This is a genomic window from Legionella sp. ST3F1 (assembly GCF_048553315.1).
GTDB classification, from domain to species: domain Bacteria; phylum Pseudomonadota; class Gammaproteobacteria; order Legionellales; family Legionellaceae; genus Tatlockia; species Tatlockia donaldsonii.
On record NZ_JBLZIO010000003.1, the window covers coordinates 91,383 to 112,446 of the forward strand.

Sequence of the window (21,064 nt, forward strand, 5' to 3'; positions counted from 1 at the left end):
ATGCTTTAATAAGCCTTATTGTTAATGAAGTTTAAGGGTTCTGCCATGACCTTTGTTGTTACAGAAAGTTGTATTAAGTGTAAATACACTGATTGTGTTGAAGTATGTCCAGTGGATTGTTTTTATGAAGGTCCCAATTTTTTGGTCATTCACCCTGAAGAATGTATCGATTGTGCCTTGTGTGAGCCTGAATGCCCCGTTGATGCCATTGTTTCTGAGGATGATTTAACTGACGATCAAAAACAATTTTTACAACTCAATGCTGAACTTGCTAAAACCTGGCCGAATATCACTTCCAAAAAGGATGCCCCAGATGACGCTAAATCTTGGGAAGGTGTAGAAGGCAAGCTGCAATATTTAGAAAAAGAGTGGACGAAGTAATAAACTCGGCTGACGATGTCAGTAAGCATTGTCAGCGTGTATTGAGCAATAACGGCCGGCTTGCTACAGCCATTCCCGGCTTTGTAGCCCGTGCTCCTCAAGTGATTTTGTCTACTGCGATAGCCAAGGCTATTATGGAGAAATCAACCTTGGTTGCGGAGGCAGGAACAGGGACTGGAAAAACCTTTGCTTATTTAATTCCTTGTTTGCTAAGTGGCAAAAAAGCACTCATTTCTACTGCTACTAAAACGCTTCAAGATCAACTTTTTCATAAAGATCTACCCATGTTGGTACGTGCATTGGGTGTGGCCGTACGAGTACAAAATCTTAAGGGAAGAGCCAATTATCTTTGTCGTTATCGGGTCAATTTACATGCTGAAGAGGGGCGTTTTATTAATCCGCAATGTGCCCATGAGATTTTACATGTACGTGAAAAACTGCCCCAATTGACTGCCGGAGAACGTTCCGAATTACCCGAGATCAGTGAGGATTCACCCGTTTGGCCCTATGTTACTTCAACAACGGAAAATTGCCTTGGCAGTGAATGCGAGCATCACGCAACCTGTTTTTTGGTAAAGGCGCGTAAGCGAGCACTTGAATCGGATGTTGTTGTCATTAATCACCATTTGTTTTTTGCTGATTCTCGCTTAAAAGAAGAGGGGTTTGGTGAACTGTTACCTGGTGTTGATGTGGTTGTATTTGACGAGGCCCATCAGTTAGCAGAAATTGCCATGAATTTTAATGGTGAGCGCTTAGGTACGCGCCAGCTTCGTGATTTGGTAGACGATTTCTTACGTGAATGGCCGGTGCTTGATTTGGCGAATCAGCCATTGAAGAAATTGAGCTTCCAAATGGAGCAGGCTATTGAACAATTGCTGTGCGCTTTGACAGTACGTGAGGAACGTATCGCTTGGGAAGAATTGGAGCGCAATAAAGCATTTAGACAAAGTTGGGAGGCTCTGCTTGCTTTGGTTGATGAGTTATTGGATTGTGTATCTAAGGCAACGATTGAAGAGACTCCCGGTCTGGCACGATGTTTAAAACGATTGGAAGATTTCAAGCGGATACTGGGGCGTTTTAGCCAGACCGACAAAGCACAAATCCGTTGGCTGGAGCGTTTTAAGCACACCTTGGTTTTTCATGCCACGCCTTTTGATGTCGCCGAAGCGTTCCATAATCTGTTAACCCGACAACATTGCGCTTATGTCTTTACTTCTGCCACCTTAACAATGGCCTCTTCTTTTGATTGTTTTACCAAACCTTTAGGTTTAACCCAGGCCGAAACATTGTTACTGCCAAGTCCTTTCGATTATCAACAACAAGCCCTGCTATATTTACCTCGTGAATTGCCTGATCCTAAAGACAATCGTTATTACGATAGTCTGTTAGAGAAGGCTTTACCCGTTATTGATGCTTGTGGTGGGCGGTGTTTTTTCCTGTTTACCAGTCATAGAGCGTTAAAATTAGTTGCTCAACGACTGGCCAATACTTTAAAATATCCCCTGTTGGTACAAGGGGAAGAAGCCAAGCCAATCTTGTTGGCACGGTTTCGCCAGCTCGGTAATGCAGTACTTTTGGGTACAGCGACCTTTTGGGAAGGTGTGGATGTCAAAGGGGAGGCTCTCTCTTGTGTTATCATTGACAAACTGCCTTTTGCCAGCCCGGTTGACCCGGTGATACGTGGTAAAATGGCCTATCTAAAGTCACGTGGTTTATCTGGTTTCGATGAATTATCCTTACCCAATGCTGTTTTAGCCTTGAAACAAGGGATAGGGCGTCTGATTCGGGATAGCAGTGATCGAGGTGTATTAATGATTGCTGATCCACGGTTAACGGGTAGAGACTATGGTCGTTACGTTTTTGCAAGTTTACCTTCACTGCGTAAAACACGCGATGAGCAAACAGTATTAACTTTTATTCATGAATTGGCCTTACAAAATGAATCTATTGTCAATTGACACTTCAACAGAAAAAGCGTCTGTGGCCTTGGCATTAAATGGTGAGATTCGTTGTGAAGAACAGGCGGTACAGCGTCAGCACGCGCAGATGCTCTTACCGATGATTGACCGGTTACTGGCCGACAGTGAACTCTGTTTAAGCCAACTCGATGCAATTGTATACGGACGGGGCCCTGGTAGTTTTACTGGTTTGCGTATTGCCTGCAGTGTGGCCAAGGGATTGGCTTATTCTCACGATTTGCCTTTATTGCCGGTCAGTAGCCTGGCTGCTATAGCCAATGAAGTACGAGTTCAGAATAGGTTAGCAAAGGATGCTGCTATACTGGCCGTTCTTGATGCTCGGATGAATCAGCTTTATTGGGGTTGTTTTGCTGGTGATGCGAACGAGAGCAAAGAGCAGGTTTGTGATGCTGCTGATATTCATGTACCTGGTGAAAAAAAATTCGTTTTAGCTGGTGTTGGTTTTGATGCTTACTTGCGGCAATTACCGGTGTCTTTACATACACGGCTTGTGAATCATTTTACAATCTACCCCCATGCACAAGCAATGATTCGCCTTGCCTTAAGTGGTGAGGTAAAAGCGGTTAGTGCAGCAGAGGCATTGCCTGTTTATGTGCGCAATCAAATAACGCAAGGAGAAACACGTGGATAAACGTTTGTTAGAAATCTTGGTTTGCCCGCTATGTAAAGGAAAATTGCTGTTAAAAGAAAATGAGTTGATCTGCCGTTTTGACCGTTTAGCGTATCCTATTCGTGATGGGATCCCGGTGATGTTGGAGCAAGAAGCACGTTTGATTCCTTTAGAGGAAAAGGAACGTTTATGAGTATTGATTTTCATGTGATTATTCCTGCACGTTACCAATCTACGCGGTTGCCTGGCAAGTTATTGATGGAATTGGCGGGTTATACAGTAATAGAGCGGGTCTATAGGCAAGCGCTGAAAGCAAATCCTAAATCAGTCATTATAGCGACAGATAATGAGTTGATTGCGGAGCACGCCAGTCATTTTGGTGCGCAAGTATGTATGACTGATCCGGCTCATGAGACAGGTACTGATAGAATTGCTGAGGTAGTGGCACAGGGTCAATTTCTGCCCGAGGACATTATTGTTAATGTTCAGGGCGATGAACCTTTAATAGCGCCAGAGCTTATTTCACAGGTTGCACATAATTTACATCATTCCCCATGCCCTGTGGCAACATTATGTTGGCCAATTGATCATTATGAACAATTAGCGAATTCTAATGTGGTGAAAGTAGTACGTGATTGCCATAATAACGCACTTTATTTCTCTCGAAGTGCGATTCCAGCCCATCGTGATGAACCTGGCAGTATTAAACACGTTTTTCGCCATATTGGGTTGTATGCTTATCGGGCGGCTTTTTTACTTGATTTTGTTACTTGGCCTGTATGCGAGCTGGAAAGCCATGAAGCGTTAGAGCAACTCCGTGTTTTATGGTCTGGGCATAAAATTAGAGTCGATGACGCCTGTTTACAACCGTTACAAGATATAAATACCCAAGAAGATCTGGTGATGGCTCACAAGTGGGTGAAAGAACTAAGTTAGGCTTACACCACAGTAATATTATTAGATTTCTCGGAACACACTACAGAAAGAAAAATGCAAGAACGGTCAGATTTGAGCACAGGTCGCGAGAAAATTTTTTTAAAAATGCGCAGCATAGCTATCTATGTGAGTAGGTTTTAGAAAAATTTCTCGCAAGATCTGCCCAATAGGACCGTTCTTTTTTATCCCATGGTTTGGGGATAAGAGCCAAGTAGAGTCATCATGACCGACATACTGCCAAGATCATCCAGGGCTGCCTTGATATGGGGTTCTGTCTGGTGTCCCTCAAAATCAATAAAAAAGAGATAGCTCCAATTACGATGTCGGTAAGGACGTGATTCAATCAAGGTCATGTTAATATTGTATTTAGCGAAAGGAGCAAGCAGATGAAGCAGACTTCCCGGCTCATGCGGTGTGGAAATAATAAGTGAAGTCTTATCATGACCACTCGGAGTAGGTAATTGTTTACCGAGTATGATAAAGCGAGTGGTGTTGTTTGCGTAGTCTTCAATATGTTGATGTAATTTTTGCAATTGATAAATTTCTGCGGCTTTATCGCTGCAAATAGCTGCCGATTCAGGTTCCTGGGCCGCAAGTTGAGCGGCAAGACCATTACTAGCGACTTCTTTTAGGGTTACCTGGGGATAACGAGTGGCCAGCCAGCGCTGGCATTGAGCTAGCGTTTGTTGATGGGCATAAATAATTTTCAACGGCTTTTCAGAGTCGAGACGGGCAAAATGATGATGAATACGCAGCGATATTTCGCCGCAGATCTGGAGATCACTGGTAATCAGATTATCCAGAGTGATATTAACCATGCCCTCGGTACTGTTCTCAATAGGGACAACACCATAGTTAGCATTACCATTTGCCACTTGCTTAAAGACTTCAGCGATCGATGCTTGAGGTACCATGTTAACGCTTTCGCCAAAATGTTTCTCAACCGCTTGCTGCGAAAAAGTTCCTTCAGGACCAAGGTAAGCAATGGACAATGGTTGTTGTAAGGCAAGACAGGCTGTCATAATATCGCGAAAGATACGGGCGACCTCATGATCTGGCAATAAACTATTATTATTGGCTACGATGGAGCGCAAGATTTGTGCTTCGCGCTCAGGGCGATAATAAACAGGATTCTGTTGCTGTTGCTTAATCTTGGCTACTTCCACAGCCAAGGCCGCACGATCGCGTATTAACTCAAGGATCTGCTGATCAATTTTATCAATTTCTATGCGTATTTGTGCAAGTTTGTCTGTCATGGCTGTAGACCCCCTTAATAAACGTCTCTCATGGCAGCGAGTTTTGAAAGAAGTTCAATGAATACCCTGGAGTCAACTTACAAAGCTGCAGTATAAAATAGCAGCCTTGCCGGGCAAACCCCTTATTTTATATCCAACCTTTTTTTACGCAGATAGAGTAAAAATGCGGGAAAGATCATGATTAGGATACCACTCGCAAATACTAAACGGAAATGACCAGCCCCCCCCATATCCATACTGCTTTCAGGAGGTATAAACCCGACGACCAGTGTCATTGCACAACCGATAAGACCCAGAACACAGGTTAAATAATAACCGACTCGCCCGCCAGGAATGACAAAAGGACGAGGCATGTGGGCAAATTTTTTCTTTAAACGCCAAGCACCAATGAACATTAAAACATACATCATGATATAGAGTTCAGTACTTAGGGCGGTAAACAACCAATAAATAGCATTGATCGAAGGAAACAATAGAAAACCGCTGCAGAGGAAGGTAACCAGTACAGCTTGAAGAATTAAGATCCGCGAGGCGATACCATGTTTATTTCTACGATAAAGCCAATGAGGTAAAAAACCATTATCGGCGGCAAGTAACAAACCTTTGGCAGGTGAGATAATCCAGTTCACCATACTACCCAGGCTGCCAAGTAATAATAAGATAACAATGACAGGCATTAGAGCTGTTAAATGGTAGGATTTAAAAAAGTTAGAGAACGCTTGCATCACGCCATCCACCAAGCTTATTTTTTCTTGTGGAAGCACAAAGGCAATAGCCAATGAGCCAAGAATCATAGTTGTCAGGATCAGGGTTACCGAGAAGAGCATGGCACGGGGGAAATTACGCTGAGGATCCCGCACATTACGTACGTGTACGGCTGCTAATTCCATACCGAGAAAAGAGGTCATAATTGCTGTTAAGGACACCCATGACTGACTATCCTTCCAATGCGGAATCAGGTTATGCCAGCTCAAATCAATAGCGATAGGATTACCTTTGAGGAGCCATATAAGAGCAAGGAGTATAATAAACCCCATAGGTAGAATCATACCTACTACAGCACAAAAACTGGCGAAGGCTGCTGAAGCACGTAAACCAGCCAGTCCCAGAATAGTGAGTGACCAGAAAACGACTAAAATGACGCCAATTAAATAGTATTTGTTCTGTGCAAGCTCTGGATTAATTAAATAAGCCAGGGTTCCGGCAATAAACGAGAGTATCGTTGGGTACCAGACCATGGTATTGATCCACTGCAGCCAAATGGTAAAAAAAGCAGCAGTTTCACCAAAGGCATGTTTAACCCAACTATAGATCCCACCTTCTTCTTCAGACCAGGTAGATGATAGTTCAGCGGAAACCAAAGCAACCGGAATGAGAAATACCAGGGCTGAAAAGGCAAAAAAGAAAATCAGTGACGAACCAAAAAGCGCAGTTGCTGGCAAATTACGGATACTGTCAATGGCACCTGTAATTAATAAAACGAGTGCCAGTACAGAAATTTTTTCGGAAGACCAGGCTTTCATAGTAGTTGACAGTCCCAAGACAGTATTGGCAAAAAGATAAGCATTATAAGTGAATGCAGGAAGTGATGAAAAGCATTTTTTCTGTAAAGTCAGTAGTTCAGTGGAAATTTTAAAAAATCATGAGGTGGTATATAAAAAACATAACGCACCAGTCAGGGTATTTTTGTTATAGTTATTTGTTTTGATTACTAAAGGAGCAAGGATGTTTGGTTTTTTTAATCGGGAAAATAAGTTACGTGCACTTATGCAAGCGTTGAACACTGCGGCGCTTTTTGTTGCTCTGAATGAGATGGCCAGTGATCCTGAGCATGCATGGGCGTGGGGCTTGGATGCCTTGACTTACTTTGTGAGTATTCTAGCTTTGGTAGAAAAGCCTTCTCCACTTGGCAATGCGGGTTCAATTGCTCTAAATTTTATGTGTTTAGGCGCTGTTTTTAATGACGTTGCATCTGGATGCGGTGTGTTGTCTAATCTCACCAATCTATTTAAAACGGCAGCCCATTTGGGAAACATTGTTATACCGGTTGCAACTGCCGAACGCAAACCCGCTCAAGTACCACAAGCTACTCTGTAATTAAAGATGACCGTGCGCCGTAATCAGGATACGGCGTGCAGAGGCATGATTACGGTGTTCGCAAAGGTAGATTCCCTGCCACTGCCCTAATGCCAGTTGGCCTTTCTGTAAAGGGATGGTCAGACTCACCCCCAGGATTACATTTTTTATATGTGCTGGCATATCATCCTCACCTTCCAGTGTATGACGATAAAGGCTGTTTTTATCGGGTATTGTTTTATTGAAAAAAGATTCCAAATCCAGTGGCACATCCGCGCAGGTATTCTCACTGATAGCGAGTGAGGCGGATGTGTGTTGCAGAAAGAAATGCACCAAACCAGTATGTATGGGGGGCATTGCAAGCAAAGCTTGTTTTATTTCCGTGCTAATAAGGTGGAACCCGCGTGATTTTGGCGTTAGACAACATTCGCTCTGCCAGTATTGTGGTGTCTTGGTGGTATTTTTATCCATGGCGATAACCATCACGGCATGCAGGTGAGTTAGTGGTGGTTCTATGGCGAGTTTCCCATTCTTCCTTAGTATATAAATGCAGACTTAAAGCGTGTAAACCGTTATTAAATTCTTGCGACAATAACCCGTTAACTAAACGATGGCGCGCGATGAGAGTTAATTTAGCAAATTTTTCAGAGACAATGACGAGCTTAAAATGGGTTTCAGCACCTACAGGGACATGATGTTTATGGGACTCATCTTCAACAGTCAGAAAGAAAGGGTTTAATTCTGTAGAGAGTAAGTCAGTGATTCGTTGTTCGCGTGACATAAATTTTTGCCATTAAATGACTCAGGATTGCTAAAGTATACGCATTACATGACCTATTGTCATATTTTGGTTGCCCGCCAGGCTCTTTGGCAAGGCGTTTATTTTTCCAAACTGCGGTAGAATACCAAATATTGACAGTGAGCATTTTGCAACTTAAAAATTTAACTTTCAGAGGCTGAAAAGGTTATAACACATTTTCTTAAGGGTTTCTTAGTGCAAAAAGATGAATTTTCTCAGTCTGCTCATTGAAATATTCTATGATTTCCCCTAAGGTGACACTTTATTTTATTAGCAACGATGGGTTAAGGAGCAGGGTATGAAACAAAAGGGTTTCACTCTTATTGAGTTGATGATCGTCATAGCTATTTTAGGGATTCTCATCTCTCTTGCAGTTCCTGCTTATCAGGATCACCTAATGAAAGCTCGGGTCGTAGAGGGTTTAAATTTAGCTTCTACAGCAAAGAGTGCTGTCGCTGAAACAACCTCGTCTGATCATGCTTTGCCTGCTACTCAGGAAGCAACGGGTTATACGAGTCCTGCCCCCACTCCGAATGTTAAGTCAATTACTATAGGGGCTAAGGGTGTGATTACTATCACTTACACTCCAAAGGCAGGCGACGGCACTATATTACTTGTTCCGACTCTCCAGTCTACTGGTGAGTTAACCTGGACTTGTAATACAGGAACTTTGGCGTCTAAGTACCGTCCAGCGAGTTGCCGCAGTTAACCCGTTTTGAGAAACCAGCAAAGTCTTTACTCTCAACTAACTGGGTTCTCGTTATCCTGTTAGTTGATTAGGAATTTTAGGCGTATTGACTTTGACTGGCCCCTTGTTGTTGCCTAGTATGGAAAAAAAACCCGATCTGCCAGCAGGCTTCGTGTCAGATACTTCACTAACGGTTGTTGCGGGGGAAGGGGTTAACAACCCTGCGATTAGTTCTTGTAAACCATAGGTGAATATTTTTAAGGATTCCAGGGCGTCATTTTGTTGTGCCTGTTCTTTTCTTAAGGCTGTGACTTCCGATTTGAGTGCAGTAATGGCATGTACCGTATGATATTCTGCTTTCTGGAATTTTCCGCGCAAGGTTTGAGTGCTTTCTCGGACCTGCGTATGGACTGATTTTGGGGGATGGGCAGCAGATTTGGATCGGGGTGTAGCCTCCTGGAGTGCTCCAAGAAAGGTTGCGACCTGGCTTTCTGTGGATTCATCTTTACATTCTTTTATTTTACCGCCAATAGATAACTCAAACACCTGATCACTATACATGGTGGCTGTCTTTTTAATTGTATCTGGTTCCCATGCTTGGATCTCTGCTTGATAACATAGGGTCAAGGAGCGTGCAAATAATTCAGCCATTTTTTTTGCATGATCGGGATTGCGTAATATCTCCAAAATATTTTGCGTTCTTTTATCTTCAAAATGCCCCAAAACAGTGCTACCTATTTCCTTCAGCGTAAAAGATGCAATGGTGTCAAGTAAAGAACCGACTACAGGAACACTCCCGAGCAAACTACCAACTACGGAGGAAGATAGCTCGACAGCTTTTTCTCCCAACCCAGCTTTTTTCTCGACTAATTGGCTAAAAATAGAAATGACACCAATAATTTTTGCCCATAATACGATATAGCTGGTGTTATAAAATAAGCTTGTTTTTTCATCGCTATGAATTTTTTTAAGGTCAACCAGCTTTTGTGTTTTGCCATCCAAATACTCTTGTATCAACTCATCCTGTACTGGGATGTGTGCAGCTAATTCAGCCTGGAGTCGCTCTTGTTCATGACGCAGGATAGCCATGAATTTTATTTCCAGCTCACTGACTAAGTTGGTAAAAACTTCGCCATTTAGCAGTTGATTAAACAAATCCAGAATATCTTTTTGGAGGCGTTGGGTTTTTTCATTGATCTGTTTTTCTATTTCTGCAGAAACCTCCCCTCGCTGCCTTTCTAAACTCTGTTCCAACTCTTGCAGTTTAAGATGCAGATCATTCACTTCTGAGCTGGTACTCATTGAGGCGCCACATAATTCCAAGGCTTCTGCATACTGTAGCGTCTCTTCTTGCTCCTTGACGGATACCTCCAATAACTCTACCAGCCCTGAATTTTTACGTTGTAACAGTTTATTATTTTCTTCAAGGGCAGTGACTTTTGTCTGTTGATATTCCCCTCTTATATTAACTAATCGAAGTTGTTCTTCTATTAATTCAATATGTTTTTTTTGCTGGTCTCGTTCTCTATTTAATCGTCTAATTTCTTGTTGCAGTAGAATAATTTCTTGAGTTAGAAATTCATTTTCAGCTCTAACAACGTCCTGTTGTTTGGTAGCGATATCTTGAGAGGTTTCTATGATGGAATCATAAGCAGGTGGTTCGTCATCGGTGGGAAGGTTGGGCAGTTGATTAAACGGCATAAAGCAGACTCCCTTGCTATATACTGAATCTAAAATAATAATTAGCAAAAAGGGAGAAAGCAAATTTATCGATAAAAGCTCAAAGTATAGAGAGCCCATTGATAAAAAATGATTATAGGATTTTTTACCTGGATGCAGTGATCATCCAGGTAAGATGGCAGGTTTTTATCCCTAAAGTTTTTGCGCTACTAACTGATTTTTCAAACGCACATACTCAGGTAAGCCATTTTTATAAGGAGGATAAGCTTCACCCTGAATGAGAGGTGCTAAATAACGGCGGCAAGCCTCAGTAATACTCATCCCATCTGCTCCAATAAATTCTGCCGGCATGGATTTTTCCTGATTGGCTACCTCTGCCAGAGAGACATGATCAATGGACCAGCGATAGGGTGAATCTTGTTCGCGTTTAATAATCGGCATAATGGCATTATGGCCGCTTAAAGCCAATTCAACGGCTGCTTTACCCAGGGCATAAGCTTGCTCAAGGTCGACTTGGGAGGCAATATGACGTGCCGCACGTTGCAGGTAGTCAGCAACTGCCCAATGGTATTTATAACCGAGTTCAGTTTTTACCAGCTGCGCAATCACTGGAGCAACGCCACCTAACTGCGCATGGCCAAAGGCATCCCGTAAACCGGCATCACTTAAAAATTGTCCTTCTTCATTCCGAATACCTTCAGAAACAACAACAACACAATATCCATATTTTTTTACACAATCGTCCACTTTCTTCAGGAAAGCTTGCTGAACAAAAGGGACTTCAGGAAATAGAATAATATGAGGTGGCTCTTGAGCATTTTGGCCTGCCAAACCACTGGCAGCAGCGATCCATCCTGCATGACGACCCATCACTTCAAGAATGAACACTTTAGTTGAAGAGGCTGCCATGGAAGCGACATCAAAACCGGCTTCCATGGTGGAAATTGCCACATATTTTGCAACTGAACCAAAACCGGGGCAAGTATCGGTGAAGGGTAAATCGTTATCCACCGTTTTGGGAATGCCGATACAGGTAATAGGATAGCCCATGCTGCTTCCTAATTTGGATATCTTATGAGCTGTATCTTGCGAGTCACCGCCACCATTGTAAAAGAAATAACCAATATTATGTGCCTTAAAGACATCAATCAAACGTGCATATTCAGCGCCATCATCTTTCAATTTATAACGGCATGAGCCAAAAGCCCCTGACGGTGTATGCATCAGTTTTGCAATGTCTTCAGCGCTTTCCAAAGACGTATCAATCAATTGTTCATTGAGGGCTCCAATAATGCCATTTTGAGCCGCGTAGACTTTCGCTATTTTATCAGAATGAAGGCGTGCTGTTTGAATAACACCACAAGCTGAAGCGTTAATAACCGCTGTCACCCCGCCTGATTGGGCATAAATTGCATTTTTAATCGACATAATTTCTCCGTGATAAACAGTCATTTAGAAGGACTGGCTTGATACAAATTGTCAAATTCATCAATAACTTCATCAATGCTTTGAATAAGTTCTGCAAAGGCTGATTTTAACTCGTCTATTTTTTTCACTTGCTTGGCTTGTTTTTCCAAACGAGTGACTTGTATTTGCAGGTGGGGAACGCCACAAAAGCAGCAAGCGCCATGCAATTTATGAGCGGCATTTTCCAGGCCTTTTACATCTTTATCATGCATGAGTTTAATAAATTCCTGGCGATTTTTTCTTAATTCCTCGACAAAACGGACAAGAAATTCCTCGGCCAGGGCTTTATTACCAGAGACCTTTTGTACACATAGTTGCCAGTCTATCGCGGAAGGTTTTGCCTTTTTTATAATTCGTAATAGATGGTTAAGTAATTGTGTTTCGTCTATTGGTTTTTGCAGACAAAGATCAACCCCTGCCTTTTTTAACTTTTCGTTACTGAGTTCAGTACTGTTCGCACTTATCACAATAATTGGCGTCTGCTTATTTAACATTGATTTGTGACGGATAAGATGTGCCGCATCGAGTCCATTCAGTTTGGGCATTTGCAGATCGAGTAAGATCACATTGTATCGTTTACTTTGACAGGCAGTTACTGCTTCTTCGCCATTATCGACCGTTTCAATACTACTATGCTCCCCTAAGAGCGAATTGAGCAACATGCGATTAACGGGATTATCTTCGGCGATTAAAATATCCGGGCGTGCGACGCGGAGTTGGGAGCGCAATTGATCGAGCTCTTGATTGGCTGTTGAGACTTGAGTAACTTGGTTAATAAGGGATTCAAGGATGTCATGCAATTTTTGAATACTAATGGGTTTGAATAAAAAGGCCCTGGCGCCAAGGGCTTCAGGTTCATGGATGAGCCATTTAGAGACGAGAATACAATCGATAGATTGTTTACGAATTACTTGGGCGACTTGTTTTTCACAACCTTCATTCACATTGATAAACGCTAAAGAACAATCAGTGTGTTCAGTAAACGCCTTTTCAAGCTGATTAAAGGTATTGATGCGCACACACTCAATTCCCCAATAACCCAGGCCATTGCACATCGCTTCCAGATATAAAGGATTATCATCATAACAAAGGACTTTGAGGTGGCCAAACCGGTGGCTTTGATGTTTTTCAACTTCATAAGCAGCCAGTTTTTCCAGTTTGACTCGTACAGAAAAAGTTGAACCTTTATTGGGTTCGCTGGTCAGTGAAATGCGCCCTTGCATGGCCTCAGTGAGTTTCTTGCAGATAACCAAGCCCAAACCTGAACCACCAAAACGACGTGTAATAGTCGTATCTGCCTGGTTAAAGGCATGAAACAACTTGCCTTGATCTTCAGTTGAAATGCCAATGCCGGTATCAGTGACTGATAGGCATAAGGTGTAATCTTTATCGCTTTCCTGCTCAATACAAGTACGAATAAGAACATAGCCATGATCAGTGAATTTGACTGCGTTACTGACTAGATTGGTAATAATTTGCTTCAGCCGCAAAGGATCGCCGAGCACTGTTTTGGGAACATTAATTTCAGTGGCAGGAATGAGATCGATTCCTTTTTTATGCGCATTAGGGGTCGTTAGTGCCAATACCTCATCAATGCAAGCGCGGATATCGAGAGGTATGCAATCTAAATGCAATTTGCCTGCATCCATTTTTGAATAATCCAATATGTCATTAATAATCGCTAATAAATCTTGCGCAGAGGATTTAATTGTTTTGACATAATCTAATTGCAAGCTGTCTAGCTTGCTTTCCAATAGTACATTGGTAAAACCAATGACACCATTCATCGGTGTGCGGATTTCGTGACTCATATTGGCAATAAATTCAGATTTTTGCCGGCTTTTCTCTTCAAATTTCTTTTTTTCTAGCGATAATTGAATATTCTTTTCTTCCAGCAATTCCAGGCTTTGTTGTAAATCTGCCGTGGCCGTTTCAATATGGTGATTCAGTTCGTGGACGTTATTTAAGTATTGTTTTTGCAGATGGGCACAACCTTGCTCAATAATCCCTAGTTCACCGGGACTTGATACTTTTATCTGTGTTTCAAATTCATTGCTGAGTATTTGTTTCATACTGCGGCGTAAACGAGAAATCGGAAGGTAAATTCGTTTTGAGAGAAAATAATGGATCGTCAAGCTGATTAACAAACCCAGCAACGTGATAAAGATAGTAATGATGTACATCTGATAACGTTTAATCAGTACGGATTGAGTATCAATGTCGATAGACAGCCATCCTAAAATATCGTCTGCTTGAGGGGCGATAGGGTTGCTGGATATTTTAAAAGGGATAGTTGAGTAGAGATTAAATTTAGGAATAGTAACAGGCGCTAAAAAGTTAATAAGGTAGGGTTTTATTTGTTTTCTTTCGATATAGTCGCCAGTAAATTCAGGTGGTCTAAACGGTTTGTGAATAGAATGTTTGCCGCCCCGGTAGGCTAACAATTGACCGTGGGCACCGTAAAAAGCCAATGCTTTAATTTCGGGATTCACTGTGGAAGCATTAATTAAGCCTTGTAAGGTTCTATTATCATTGCGCATCATGGCAAATTGGGCGGCTGGTAAAAGTTGGCGGATATAAGCCTCGCCCAGACGCGACATATGTAATTCCAAATCTTTGTTAAATTGGCCATTGTAAAAGACTGCAAACAGGAGGGCGACCAAAAGGACGGGTATTAGCGTAGTAATTCGTAATTGGTATTTTATACCGAGTCTTTTCATGCAGAGTACCTGTTGTGAATCAAATGATAGACGTTGGGCACAGTGATTTTCCTGTATAAGGCAAAGACGTAGAGCGCATTTGTTTATTTTGCGTTGCTGGTAAAGTGGGCTATTATAGCGCGATTGTTTAATTGCTTACAACGGAGCATCTGGATGGTAGTGAGAACCCGCTTTGCCCCAAGTCCTACCGGTTTTTTACATGTGGGTGGTGTACGTACCGCCTTGTTTTCCTGGTTATATGCCAAACGTCATCATGGCGAATTTATATTGCGTATTGAAGATACAGATCAAGAGCGTTCAACGCAGGAGTCTGTGCAAGCAATTCTGGATGGTATGGCGTGGTTAGGATTAGATTATAACGAGGGTCCCTTTTACCAAACGAAACGTTATGCGCGTTACCAAGAGATTGCCCAGCAATTATTGAATGAAGCGAAGGCTTACTGTTGTGTTTGTAGTAAAGAGCGCTTGGAAGCGTTGCGCGAAACGCAGCTCGCTAACAAGGAAAAGCCACGTTATGATGGCCATTGCCGCGATAAAAATTTGCCTGCTACCGGAAGCCATGTATTACGCTTTAAGAATCCTCAAACGGGAATTGTCTCATTTACTGATCAAGTTTATGGCGATATTCATGTCGATAATAATGAGCTGGATGATTTGATTTTGGTACGTTCCGACGGCAATCCAACCTACAATTTTGCTGTAGTAATTGATGATTGGGATATGCAAATTACTCATGTTATTCGTGGTGATGATCACATCAACAATACGCCGCGGCAAATTAATTTGTTTAAGGCTTTAAATGCACCAGTACCTGTGTTTGCGCATCTACCAATGATTCTTGGTGACGATGGCAAACGCTTATCAAAACGGCATGGCGCAGTGAGTGTTTTGCAATTTAAAGAGTTGGGTATTTTACCGCACGCTTTATTAAATTATCTGGTTCGGCTGGGGTGGTCCAATGGTGATCAGGAAATTTTTAGTGTTGCAGAAATGATTGCCAGCTTTGATTTAAAAAACGTCAGCCGCGGTGTATCCAGTTTTAATTACGATAAGCTTTATTGGTTAAACCAACATTACCAAAAGAGTGATTCAGCAGAAACGGTTGCTGAGGCTTTACGTTGGCATTTTATTCAGCAAGGTATCGATTTAAGCCAGGGGCCAAATTTGGTTGATTTAGTCCCTACTCAGGCCGAACGTTGCAAAACCCTGGTAGAGATGTGTGAGAAGAGCCGTTATTTTTACCAGGATACTATCGACTATGATGAGGAAGCTGTAAAGAAGCATCTGCGTCCAGTCGTTTTGGCTCCGCTTGAAGCGCTCTATTTGCGTTTGCAGGAGTTAAAAAATTGGGAGAAGGATGCCTTACAAACCTGCATCAATGACGTGAGTGCCGAATTTGATATGAATTTAGGGAAAATAGCTCAGCCTTTGCGTGTTGCAGTAACTGGCAGCAGTATGTCACCGGCAATTGATATGACCCTTAGTCTGTTGGGTAGACAACGCACTTTAACACGCTTGGAACAAGCATTGCAGCGTATTCGCGTACGTGCTTCCAGTGCCGAATAGCGACATTGTAATTTAAGGAGTGGGGAAGTCTTTCATTGCTTCCTCATTCAGATCAATTACTTGCTTTGTCGGTATTCGAGGCGTTTGAAAATAGGCAATAGTCCACGCTAAAGGTCGCGTTAGACAACAAGCTCCTGCACAAAGTCCAACGAAGAATGAAGCTGGGACAGAGCTTATAAATGCCAATTTAGTTTGATCAGGAATATCATCATTGGCTCTTAGAATAAAATAAATCCCGACATGTAATCCCGTTAAGCCAAGTCCGAGTGCCCAACTTAATAATTTGCTGAACCATCCTTGTTGCTGAAGTTCAGAACTGAGTTCCTCTATTTTTTCTTGCCGCTCCTCCAGTTGGAGAAAATAATTTTTTTCACGTTCTGAGACCAATTGATCAATGATTGGCTGGATATGCTGCGTTACGATTTCAGGAGGCAGCTCTTTATTACGTAAGTCAAAGAACAGATGGCGTTGGTTAACGGCTTGCCCGGCTAACGTTTTTAAGCTAGGGACTTGAAACTTGGGAGTCGTTTTGAGGGTACGGCTAGAGGCAGGGGAATCGTGGGGTGAAGATGTTGGATTTGGCATCGTATCTCCTTAGAGTAGTTGACCAGCGATCATTCTCTCGTGGTATCTGTCTATTTTTCAAGGCAGAATGAATTTTTGTGTCATTGAGTGTAATTAATTTCATTAAACGCGGTTCTTGTATAATGTTCTGCTTAAATAATTCTAGCTATACTCATCGCAGAACTTCCTTTTGAGTCCTGTTATGACACAAAATTCAACTGAAGAAATTGACCAATTTAATCAACAGGCATTGAAGCAAGAGTTAACTGCCGCACTCATTATTCATGATCAACTGGTTGCAATGACTCAGGATATAGCTGCGAATTATCATTCTGATCAAACGCAAGAACTGCAAAAGAGAATCCTCGATATTGCTGGGCAAAGTCTTAAAGGCATGTTGCACGCTGATTCCACCGATGCATTTACTATGCATCAGAACAGGTTAAGCCGTTTGCTGACAACTATAAAAGAGAAATTGGCTTTGGAGGGAGATTTTGACCAGGCTTTGGAAGATTACCGTTTCTTTCATTATATCCATCGAGCCCTGCGTAATGTCTCGTTAAAAACTGGCAAAGACTTTCTAGGTGATTTGCCACGTTGGTTCAAGAGCCACCCCTATTACAACCATTGGCAGGAGAAATTAGTCCAGTTAACAGCGCAGGAGAAAGCAGCTGCTTTTGAGTCCTATAAAAAGGGATTGATTGAAGAATTATTCATTAAAGAGTCTTATCAAGATTTAGCAAACATCGCTTCTTTGGCATTAATTGAAAAGAATAGTCGTTTGCTCGCTGAGCTGCGCTTGTCTTATTTGGAGGGCGCAAACAATCGAAAAAAACTTTTTACCGATCTGGGATGGATGGGTTTAGGGGTTTTATTGGTTGCGGCGGCAACTGTTTTAGGTCTTGCCTTCCCCTTGTTAGTAGTACCTGGTTTTGTAGTAGGTGCGGCTGTTCTAGGTTACGGAGTGATAGATTTTTCCAAGGAGAGCGCCAATCTTTACTCTGAAGTTTACAATAGACCACTAGGTGATCGTGAGATATCAGCTGAAACGCTAGTTGAATTAAGGCATCTGGAGAACCAGATTGATGGATTTGAGGTGGAGCCGTTTATTGCAAATCAGGACTTATTGGCCGAGCAATGGTCAACAGAAAAAAAATGGATGAAAGGGGCTGGTTACGCGGCTTCTTTTGCAGGTTTTGCGCTTGCTTTTGCTGGCTTAGCTTTTCTGATTCCCGGAGTAGGGGTTCCAATAGCTGCTGTTCTAATTGTAACAGTCTTGGCTGCTGTTATTACTGCAGTCGCTGCTTTACTTATAGGCGTAAAAATTATGCGGGAGCGGCAAGAATTACAAAAGCGTCGGGAAGAGGTCGACAAACAAACCGAGAGTGATGATCGATTACTCGCGGAGGTGGACTTGGGGATGTTGAAACCTTCCGAGTCGTTGCGGAACAGTTTTACTGTTGTATTTGAAAAAGAGCAGGAAGCGAATAGACGAGAAGTCAAAAAACTGGCGCTTACACCTAAGCAACGAAGGGAGGCTTTTTTTCATGAAAATGAGGATGAAAGTGAGGGTATAAAAGAGACTGAGAATGGGCATAATCAAAAGATGGATAAAGGTGATTCAAGCGAAGAGGGTGGCGCTAAATCACCAGGTAAAAATTGAAATTAAACATTGTATAATATCTTTGTTTTAACTAAAAAAACAATGACTTTTCATTTTAAAAATTACCAATAAAAATCATGGTATTTTCTTGTTGATATTTTAAAATATTTTTTGTTTTAGTATATCGAAATATGGGTAATTAATCCTTTGCAATTGCATGACAATTTTTATATTTTTTTTGACTTCCACACGGGCAAGGTTCATTGCGGGATATTTTTTGCTTTAAAGTGGATTTTCCTGTTTTAGGTGGCAGGCTGTCGGTATAAAACCAAGAGCTATTATGACGTTGAAATTGACTCAATTCATGAATAGTTTTAACGGAATTTTTTTCCATATATCTCGCAATAAACTCTACAAAACCGGTGTTTTCGTCCTTCGGATCTAGATAGCTGGTAATAACTTGCAGCCCCAACCATTTTACTCGTTTTGCCCACAGGGCTGTCTCCTGGTCATTAAAACCCACTAAGGGTTTACCCAGCATCGTTTTTCTTAGGTAATCAACCCTGGCCTGGCTATACGCAGTATAACGAGATCGCATTAATGCTTCCGGTGTTTTAGCTATTTCCTGTTTCTCCAGGTAGGAACCGCAACAAGCCAGGTAATCAGTTGGTAAACCGCAGGGACATTGATTCATCTCGTTAACTCCAGTGATTATTGATTAGTACTCATGCAAAAATCCGATCGTTTCGTTAAATTTTGATTTTAATTCGGTCAGCCAGTGAGGCTAAGTTCCCGCGTTAAAATCAAATTTTGCCTCGACCGGGACGTTTTTCGTAAAGTCCAGTTGGTAAGAGGTCTGTTCACAGTGAATTATATCGTGAGTATAATCGCCGTCACCAAGTTATTATCTATGACTTCTTTAGAAACTCGACTGCCTTGGAGTATCGTTTGGTCTATCCGGTGCTCGAATCCTCATGTACTGGTGTGTACACTGCGGTTCTGCGTACGGTTTCTCCTCGCTCCTCTCTCACTGCAGCGAGTTTCGAAAGAAGTCTATTAAGTAGATTATGCTCGTTGTGGTTTTACTAAAGGAATAAACAAACATGATTACCTTATACCAATTTCCTGGAATGTGGGGTTTGCCTAATGCAAGCCCTTTTTGTTTGAAAATTGAAACTTATTTGCGTATGGCAGAAATTCCTTACGAAATTAGGTTTGTTAGGGATCCACGAAAAAGTCCGAAGGGGAAGTTGCCTTTTGTTAAAATTGACCAAAAATTAATTCCGGATAGTGAGATAATTATTGATTATCTTAAGGGAAAATTTGGCGATGTATTGGATAAAAATTTAAATACTGAGCAAAAGGCATTATCAGCTCTTCTGGATGATGTATTTTCTGAACGATTATATTGGATCATGCTTTATATGCGTTGGCAAGTTGATGCTGTATGGCCTCTTTTGCGAGATACTTTTTTTGGGGACTTATCGTTTTTTAAAAAATTTTTTTTACCAGGAATGATACGAAAAAATATGCAGAGAGCCTTGTATTTTCAAGGTACTGGTCGACACAGTTATGATGAAGTATTACAGATGGGATATAAAACATTGGATGCAATAGCATCTGTTCTCGGTGAAAAGAAATATTTTCATGGTACAGAGCTCACGAGTATTGATGCAACAGCCTTTGGTTTTTTAGCGAATATTGCTTGGTTTCCTTATGACTGTAATTTAAAAACACATTTACATAAACATAAAAATATCCTCTTTTTCTGCGATAAAATGTGGTCTACTTTTTATCCTGAAATATCCAAACCCTTTATGATCACTAATTTTTAGTACGAAATTAATTAATATTACCTCTGGTTAAGTCCCGTGTTGCTTGATGCTGTAAAACAGCATCAAGTATCGAAGCCACTCATTGAGATCCTATTTATAATTTATTATCAGAATTGAGTTAATAATACGCGCTGTGTAAATTTATTTGCTTTCATGAAATAAACCGCGATCAGAAGCAGGATTAACCTGTCTTTGCAAGCATAATTTTATTTGTTAATATCTACTCCGTTTAATAACATTTGGGGTGATTAAATGCCAATTATCAATGGCACTCGCGTGCAAAAGAAAGAAAAAATAAAAGCTGAAATCAGCAGTGAAACTTTTGAGATGATCAACGCATATTGTGCTTGGGCCAATATTGACGATATCAGTTTTTTTATTGAAGAAGCGGCTAGTTTTGTTTTTGCGAAAGATCGTGACTGGAAACAGCACCGAAAGTCAGTTAAAAAGCGTGCTGAAGCCACCCAGGCTTAATTTGTCTTTAGTGAAGGTGTCAGTTTTATGACGCCTTTATTCAGTTGCACTTCTCGTCTGTATCGGTAAGTCATTCGTGGAAGTAATGGAAGTTTGTGGAAACAGTAGGGGGTTTCCAGCAGTAAGCATCAATGTAATTCACTCAAAATGTCGCTTCTGCTTCAGATAGTACGATTTACAGCAATTTATCAAAAATTGCTTGACAGCTTTAAGGTGCCTCATTAAACTGCGATTCTTATTTTGGGGCTATAGCTCAGCTGGGAGAGCGCTTGCATGGCATGCAAGAGGTCGGCGGTTCGATCCCGCCTAGCTCCACCATCATCAACGTTGGTTGATGATGAGAAAAGTTCTAAGGTCCCCATCGTCTAGAGGCCTAGGACACTGCCCTTTCACGGCGGTAACAGGGGTTCGAATCCCCTTGGGGACGCCA

At 41.7% G+C, this 21,064-nt stretch carries 20 protein-coding genes and 2 tRNA genes; 13 read left to right on the forward strand and 9 right to left on the reverse strand.

The features are described 5' to 3' along the window. The first annotated feature begins 45 nt into the window (after positions 1-45). From fdxA to kdsB, 5 genes are read left to right on the forward strand one after another with little or no spacing between them, the layout of a single operon-like run. Complete coding sequence (gene fdxA, locus ACN4Z1_RS03690; RefSeq protein ID WP_115222655.1) at positions 46-381, forward strand: ferredoxin FdxA; 336 nt, start codon at positions 46-48, stop codon at positions 379-381. Then, a complete protein-coding gene (locus ACN4Z1_RS03695) occupies positions 369-2,339 on the forward strand; it encodes an ATP-dependent DNA helicase (RefSeq protein ID WP_342767870.1) in 1,971 nt (656 codons plus the stop codon). Before fdxA ends, ACN4Z1_RS03695 begins: the two co-directional genes overlap by 13 nt. Beyond that, positions 2,320-2,991, forward strand: a complete 672-nt coding sequence (tsaB, locus tag ACN4Z1_RS03700; RefSeq protein ID WP_228363194.1) for a tRNA (adenosine(37)-N6)-threonylcarbamoyltransferase complex dimerization subunit type 1 TsaB — start codon at positions 2,320-2,322, stop codon at positions 2,989-2,991. Before ACN4Z1_RS03695 ends, tsaB begins: the two co-directional genes overlap by 20 nt. After that, positions 2,984-3,163, forward strand: coding sequence for a Trm112 family protein (locus ACN4Z1_RS03705; protein ID WP_115220675.1), 180 nt, complete (start codon positions 2,984-2,986; stop codon positions 3,161-3,163). The genes tsaB and ACN4Z1_RS03705 overlap by 8 nt, the downstream gene beginning before the upstream one ends. Continuing rightward, complete coding sequence (kdsB, locus tag ACN4Z1_RS03710; protein ID WP_228363193.1) at positions 3,160-3,906, forward strand: 3-deoxy-manno-octulosonate cytidylyltransferase; 747 nt, start codon at positions 3,160-3,162, stop codon at positions 3,904-3,906. Before ACN4Z1_RS03705 ends, kdsB begins: the two co-directional genes overlap by 4 nt. Positions 3,907-4,088: 182 nt before the next feature. On the opposite strand, the gene pheA is transcribed toward kdsB, so the two are convergent. Continuing rightward, the gene (pheA, locus tag ACN4Z1_RS03715) at positions 4,089-5,162 is read right to left on the reverse strand and encodes a prephenate dehydratase (protein WP_419388085.1); all 1,074 of its coding nucleotides are present in this window, start codon (positions 5,160-5,162) and stop codon (positions 4,089-4,091) included. Between the two features lie 122 nt (positions 5,163-5,284). Beyond that, positions 5,285-6,685, reverse strand: a complete 1,401-nt coding sequence (locus ACN4Z1_RS03720; protein ID WP_115220678.1) for an amino acid permease — start codon at positions 6,683-6,685, stop codon at positions 5,285-5,287. A gap of 202 nt (positions 6,686-6,887) precedes the next feature. On the opposite strand from ACN4Z1_RS03720, the gene ACN4Z1_RS03725 reads away from it, so the two are divergent. Continuing rightward, positions 6,888-7,259 carry a hypothetical protein gene (locus ACN4Z1_RS03725; RefSeq protein WP_228363191.1) on the forward strand — a complete coding sequence of 124 codons (372 nt, stop codon included), beginning with the start codon at positions 6,888-6,890 and terminating at the stop codon, positions 7,257-7,259. On the opposite strand, the gene ACN4Z1_RS03730 is transcribed toward ACN4Z1_RS03725, so the two are convergent. Then, a complete protein-coding gene (locus ACN4Z1_RS03730) occupies positions 7,260-7,709 on the reverse strand; it encodes a secondary thiamine-phosphate synthase enzyme YjbQ (protein WP_228363190.1) in 450 nt (149 codons plus the stop codon). Then, entirely contained in the window at positions 7,702-8,019 is a 318-nt protein-coding gene (locus ACN4Z1_RS03735; RefSeq protein WP_115220681.1) for a BolA family protein, read from the reverse strand. The genes ACN4Z1_RS03730 and ACN4Z1_RS03735 overlap by 8 nt, the downstream gene beginning before the upstream one ends. A gap of 316 nt (positions 8,020-8,335) precedes the next feature. On the opposite strand from ACN4Z1_RS03735, the gene ACN4Z1_RS03740 reads away from it, so the two are divergent. Beyond that, the gene (locus ACN4Z1_RS03740) at positions 8,336-8,746 is read left to right on the forward strand and encodes a pilin (RefSeq protein WP_115220682.1); all 411 of its coding nucleotides are present in this window, start codon (positions 8,336-8,338) and stop codon (positions 8,744-8,746) included. A 51-nt stretch (positions 8,747-8,797) separates the two neighbouring features. Here the strand turns inward: ACN4Z1_RS03740 and ACN4Z1_RS03745 are convergent, their stop codons facing one another. The 3 genes from ACN4Z1_RS03745 to letS all read right to left on the reverse strand — a co-directional run bounded on the left by ACN4Z1_RS03745 (position 8,798) and on the right by letS (position 14,592). Continuing rightward, positions 8,798-10,426, reverse strand: a complete 1,629-nt coding sequence (locus ACN4Z1_RS03745; RefSeq protein ID WP_228363189.1) for a hypothetical protein — start codon at positions 10,424-10,426, stop codon at positions 8,798-8,800. Between the two features lie 171 nt (positions 10,427-10,597). Beyond that, complete coding sequence (locus tag ACN4Z1_RS03750; protein ID WP_115220684.1) at positions 10,598-11,833, reverse strand: 6-phosphofructokinase; 1,236 nt, start codon at positions 11,831-11,833, stop codon at positions 10,598-10,600. Between the two features lie 20 nt (positions 11,834-11,853). Beyond that, entirely contained in the window at positions 11,854-14,592 is a 2,739-nt protein-coding gene (gene letS, locus ACN4Z1_RS03755; protein ID WP_115220685.1) for a two-component system sensor histidine kinase LetS, read from the reverse strand. Positions 14,593-14,745: 153 nt separating this feature from the next. On the opposite strand from letS, the gene gltX reads away from it, so the two are divergent. Then, positions 14,746-16,158: a glutamate--tRNA ligase gene (gltX, locus tag ACN4Z1_RS03760; RefSeq protein ID WP_228363188.1), complete on the forward strand. Its 1,413-nt coding sequence runs from the start codon at positions 14,746-14,748 to the stop codon at positions 16,156-16,158. Positions 16,159-16,170: 12 nt separating this feature from the next. Here the strand turns inward: gltX and ACN4Z1_RS03765 are convergent, their stop codons facing one another. Beyond that, the gene (locus ACN4Z1_RS03765) at positions 16,171-16,743 is read right to left on the reverse strand and encodes a hypothetical protein (protein ID WP_228363187.1); all 573 of its coding nucleotides are present in this window, start codon (positions 16,741-16,743) and stop codon (positions 16,171-16,173) included. Positions 16,744-16,924: 181 nt separating this feature from the next. Here ACN4Z1_RS03765 and ACN4Z1_RS03770 point away from each other — a divergent pair, with 181 nt between their 5' ends. Further along, positions 16,925-18,385: a phage holin family protein gene (locus ACN4Z1_RS03770; RefSeq protein WP_228363186.1), complete on the forward strand. Its 1,461-nt coding sequence runs from the start codon at positions 16,925-16,927 to the stop codon at positions 18,383-18,385. A 139-nt stretch (positions 18,386-18,524) separates the two neighbouring features. Here the strand turns inward: ACN4Z1_RS03770 and ACN4Z1_RS03775 are convergent, their stop codons facing one another. Beyond that, complete coding sequence (locus ACN4Z1_RS03775; RefSeq protein ID WP_228363185.1) at positions 18,525-19,019, reverse strand: YchJ family protein; 495 nt, start codon at positions 19,017-19,019, stop codon at positions 18,525-18,527. Between the two features lie 436 nt (positions 19,020-19,455). Here ACN4Z1_RS03775 and ACN4Z1_RS03780 point away from each other — a divergent pair, with 436 nt between their 5' ends. The 4 genes from ACN4Z1_RS03780 (at position 19,456) to ACN4Z1_RS03795 (ending at position 21,064) form a co-directional block, all read left to right on the forward strand. Then, positions 19,456-20,160, forward strand: a complete 705-nt coding sequence (locus ACN4Z1_RS03780; RefSeq protein ID WP_228364063.1) for a glutathione S-transferase family protein — start codon at positions 19,456-19,458, stop codon at positions 20,158-20,160. A 252-nt stretch (positions 20,161-20,412) separates the two neighbouring features. Continuing rightward, on the forward strand, positions 20,413-20,634 hold the full coding sequence (locus tag ACN4Z1_RS03785) for a hypothetical protein (RefSeq protein WP_115220692.1): 222 nt from the start codon (positions 20,413-20,415) through the stop codon (positions 20,632-20,634). Positions 20,635-20,876: 242 nt separating this feature from the next. Further along, positions 20,877-20,952: transfer RNA gene (locus ACN4Z1_RS03790), tRNA-Ala, on the forward strand. A gap of 36 nt (positions 20,953-20,988) precedes the next feature. Further along, a tRNA-Glu gene (locus ACN4Z1_RS03795) sits at positions 20,989-21,064 on the forward strand.

Bases quoted from the DNA above. Each gene is read 5' to 3' on its own strand.
- fdxA (WP_115222655.1), top strand. From the start codon at position 46: ATGACCTTTGTTGTTACAGAAAGTTGTATTAAGTGTAAATACACTGAT.
- tsaB (WP_228363194.1), top strand. From the start codon at position 2,320: ATGAATCTATTGTCAATTGACACTTCAACAGAAAAAGCGTCTGTGGCC.
- kdsB (WP_228363193.1), top strand. From the start codon at position 3,160: ATGAGTATTGATTTTCATGTGATTATTCCTGCACGTTACCAATCTACG.
- pheA (WP_419388085.1), bottom strand. From the start codon at position 5,162: ATGACAGACAAACTTGCACAAATACGCATAGAAATTGATAAAATTGAT.
- ACN4Z1_RS03720 (WP_115220678.1), bottom strand. From the start codon at position 6,685: ATGAAAGCCTGGTCTTCCGAAAAAATTTCTGTACTGGCACTCGTTTTA.
- ACN4Z1_RS03725 (WP_228363191.1), top strand. From the start codon at position 6,888: ATGTTTGGTTTTTTTAATCGGGAAAATAAGTTACGTGCACTTATGCAA.
- ACN4Z1_RS03730 (WP_228363190.1), bottom strand. From the start codon at position 7,709: ATGGATAAAAATACCACCAAGACACCACAATACTGGCAGAGCGAATGT.
- ACN4Z1_RS03735 (WP_115220681.1), bottom strand. From the start codon at position 8,019: ATGTCACGCGAACAACGAATCACTGACTTACTCTCTACAGAATTAAAC.
- ACN4Z1_RS03740 (WP_115220682.1), top strand. From the start codon at position 8,336: ATGAAACAAAAGGGTTTCACTCTTATTGAGTTGATGATCGTCATAGCT.
- ACN4Z1_RS03745 (WP_228363189.1), bottom strand. From the start codon at position 10,426: ATGCCGTTTAATCAACTGCCCAACCTTCCCACCGATGACGAACCACCT.
- ACN4Z1_RS03750 (WP_115220684.1), bottom strand. From the start codon at position 11,833: ATGTCGATTAAAAATGCAATTTATGCCCAATCAGGCGGGGTGACAGCG.
- letS (WP_115220685.1), bottom strand. From the start codon at position 14,592: ATGAAAAGACTCGGTATAAAATACCAATTACGAATTACTACGCTAATA.
- gltX (WP_228363188.1), top strand. From the start codon at position 14,746: ATGGTAGTGAGAACCCGCTTTGCCCCAAGTCCTACCGGTTTTTTACAT.
- ACN4Z1_RS03765 (WP_228363187.1), bottom strand. From the start codon at position 16,743: ATGCCAAATCCAACATCTTCACCCCACGATTCCCCTGCCTCTAGCCGT.
- ACN4Z1_RS03770 (WP_228363186.1), top strand. From the start codon at position 16,925: ATGACACAAAATTCAACTGAAGAAATTGACCAATTTAATCAACAGGCA.
- ACN4Z1_RS03775 (WP_228363185.1), bottom strand. From the start codon at position 19,019: ATGAATCAATGTCCCTGCGGTTTACCAACTGATTACCTGGCTTGTTGC.
- ACN4Z1_RS03780 (WP_228364063.1), top strand. From the start codon at position 19,456: ATGTGGGGTTTGCCTAATGCAAGCCCTTTTTGTTTGAAAATTGAAACT.
- ACN4Z1_RS03785 (WP_115220692.1), top strand. From the start codon at position 20,413: ATGCCAATTATCAATGGCACTCGCGTGCAAAAGAAAGAAAAAATAAAA.